Origin of the sequence: Pseudomonas sp. HMWF006 (genome assembly GCF_003061205.1) — a bacterium.
Taxonomy (GTDB): Bacteria; Pseudomonadota; Gammaproteobacteria; order Pseudomonadales; family Pseudomonadaceae; genus Aquipseudomonas; species Aquipseudomonas monsensis.
Genome location: NZ_QAIU01000331.1, coordinates 1 through 2,692, shown reverse-complemented (window position 1 = coordinate 2,692; position 2,692 = coordinate 1). Strand labels below are relative to the sequence as shown.

At 53.9% G+C, this 2,692-nt stretch carries 3 protein-coding genes and 1 pseudogene; 1 reads left to right on the top strand and 3 read right to left on the bottom strand.

Features of this window, described 5'->3' with window-relative positions; genetic code table 11:
• The coding region (locus DBR24_RS13335) for a hypothetical protein (RefSeq protein ID WP_128614994.1) at positions 1 to 363 on the bottom strand (363 nt) is incomplete at its 3' end.
• Between the two features lie 118 nt (positions 364 to 481).
• Here DBR24_RS13335 and DBR24_RS13330 point away from each other — a divergent pair.
• Entirely contained in the window at positions 482 to 1,237 is a 756-nt protein-coding gene (locus DBR24_RS13330; protein WP_128614993.1) for a hypothetical protein, read from the top strand.
• 34 nt (positions 1,238 to 1,271) lie between these two features.
• Here the strand turns inward: DBR24_RS13330 and DBR24_RS13325 are convergent, their stop codons facing one another.
• On the bottom strand, positions 1,272 to 1,601 hold the full coding sequence (locus DBR24_RS13325) for a hypothetical protein (protein WP_128614992.1): 330 nt from the start codon (positions 1,599 to 1,601) through the stop codon (positions 1,272 to 1,274).
• A 445-nt stretch (positions 1,602 to 2,046) separates the two neighbouring features.
• Positions 2,047 to 2,359, bottom strand: a pseudogene (locus tag DBR24_RS13320) (helix-turn-helix domain-containing protein); the annotation flags it as partial.
• Positions 2,360 to 2,692 lie beyond the last annotated feature (333 nt).

Here is a 2,692-nt window from a genome sequence, read left to right as displayed (position 1 = left end):
TGTGTTGGGGAAATAATTCACCGCAAGCAGCAGCAAGGTCGTCATGCCGGCGGCGAAGCCACACACTGCGCCCAGCAACTGACGCGCAACCGGATGTTCGGGTTGGCGGCGATTGGCAATCCACAACCAAACCCCCGCCAGAACACCCGCGCTTGTGATGAACACCACCAGACTGCGATTGAGGTTTGGTGTCGCCATCGACGTACCAATGACTGCGCCGTAAATCAGCGTGAACACAATACCGGTCACCACGCTACTTCCGGCGCCAGCAAGGTTGGCAAGTAACAAGTTCCACTCACCCCGTTGTTTCACCACCCACATCCAGGTTCCGGCCATCACTGCCAAGCACAACAAAGCATCCATTGGTTTATTCCCGAGTGCGCGATTATTGAGGCAGTTGAAATGCCTCCAGCAAAGTGGACGGCAAGATAGCAAAATAGTAGCTTTGCGCCACTTTCTTCAACAACGTAACGGACTACGCATGCCGATTGTTTCTTCTGTCTCGCGCCTGCTCGGCGCATTCCTCTTCGCCATCGTAATGACCCCGGCGTTTGCCGGCTGGGATGAAACCCCGGAGGTCGCCTGGAAAGGATACCTCTCCGATTGTCAGGGTTTTCAGCAAGTAGTGAACAACGTTCAAAACGGGGTCATGACGACCAGGCAAGCGATGAACCGCGTCGACAGCTTGAATCACACTCTTTACGTCCATCGCGATCACCTCGCGCAGGCAAACCTTGCCTCTCCCGAATATGCCCGTTGCGAAAACGTCATTGCGCAAGCGTTCGAGATCCGGAACAAGGAAGAGGAGGTCCTGGTTGCAGAGCTTCAACAGCAATACTTCAAAGATCAGGCCGAGCACCAGGAGTCTCCGGAATACAAGCGCGCCCGCGCCCTGGGCTTTAGCGACGTCGGCGGACTTGGCAAGCTCAAAGAGCTCGCCGAGGATTCGGAAACGGATGGCGAAGACTACTTGAAGACCCTGATGATCACGGTCGACTGGGGCTGCGGCCGACATTTCCGCGCCGTGCAGTACGTCAAACCCTATGTCATCTACACCGCCCATCCCGATGAGGGCAACTGCGCCATCTATAAAGGGGTGGCGGTGCTGGGCGGAGAAATGGTGGAGAGGGGCGACACCATCGATCAGGAAGCGGTTTTTCAATACGTGGGATGGAAGAAACTGGAAGGGCCAGATGGGTTTCCCATCGACATTCGAGTGGTAAAGGTACTGAAGTAATCCGAAGGGATGTTTCTTCAGATCGCGCGTCTGTTTACAGAATGTCCTTCAAATAACCCTTGAGCGCGAGGAGCGGCTGATCGAGTTGCTCCAGCGATTGCGCCTGACTGAAGTCGGCTGACAACTTGTGCAGCTCACGCCCCAGCGGTTTCTCGACACCGCCCAACGCATTCATCGCCAACCCCAGGCACTCGTTCAGCTTGAATTGGATGGTCTGGATATCACGACGTTTCACCAGCAACTCGAACACGTCTTTCTGGTAATCCCCCATGACCATGTCATCCCGCAGAATCGGGCTCAGGCCCTCTTCCTCATAAGCGAGTTTGAGGGAGAACAGGGCGACGGTTTCCAGTGACGTTTCCATGCAATGAATCCTTTGAGATGTCCTGTTGGTGAAACAGAGGAAGATCAAAAGATCGCAGCCTTCGGCAGCTCCTATAAAAGCAGCCACTTTCCAGCAGACGAAAAAAAAGGCCTTGTCAGGCAAGACCTTTCTTAATTGGCCCCCGAGGGGCGGCCCGAAACTAACATTGGTTACTTGATTTGTATAGATTCAATTTTATGCGCATCTTTTTGTGCGCGTGAATTTGTCAAAACTGTTTAGAGCAGGTTTGACAGTCAGAACTCGAACGAACGTCGCGTTCCCGCGCAAATTTCAGACCCGGCTGATTCACCGTTTATTGGCAGATCTTACGTAGCGACGCAGACTTCAAAGCAGTGTCTGGTTTTTTACACAGTCCAGGCCAATAGCTGCCCCTTGGCGAGAGGCAGCTTACGACGATGAACTCGACGACGATCGATCCAAGCCAACCGAACGCCCGCCTGAGTGCCCGGGAAAATGCTTCGGGGCTTTCGAAGCCCGCACTGAGCGCGGCTTCCAGTACCGAGTAATCCGCGAGGGAGGACAAGCCATGCGCTGCGCGTCGTAGCCGCATCAACTGTACATAACGCGAAACAGGCACGCCCACGAAGGCGGTGAATTGTCGATGGCAGTGAAACGCCGAAAAGTTCGCCACTTGGCTCAACGTCTTCGCACAAGCCACCTTTGAGATTGGCGTCGATGTAGGCGAGTACTGCATTGAAGCGCTTTGTGTAGGCGGCGTTGCTCGGCAAGTCAGGCACTGGATGGGGGCTTCGGGGATACGGTTGGCAATTAGAGTCAACTACACCGGCATCTGCGCACCTGGCCGTGCTTGCTGAGGGCGCGATTGGGTTGCCTGTTTGGCAGGAGCCGCCTTCCATAGTGGCAACCCAGGTGCTTTGGTAAGGAAAAAATTCTAGATGGGGGGTTGACCACGTATTTTAATACTGTACTATTCGCCTCCCGCTAACGAGCAGCTTGATGTTGATCTTGGCTTAAGTAACTGATTTTGATGAAAAAAATTAGTTGCTTTTAAGGAAAAGCGCTGTAGAATGCGCGCCTCGGTTGAGACGAAAGATCTTAACCAACCGCTC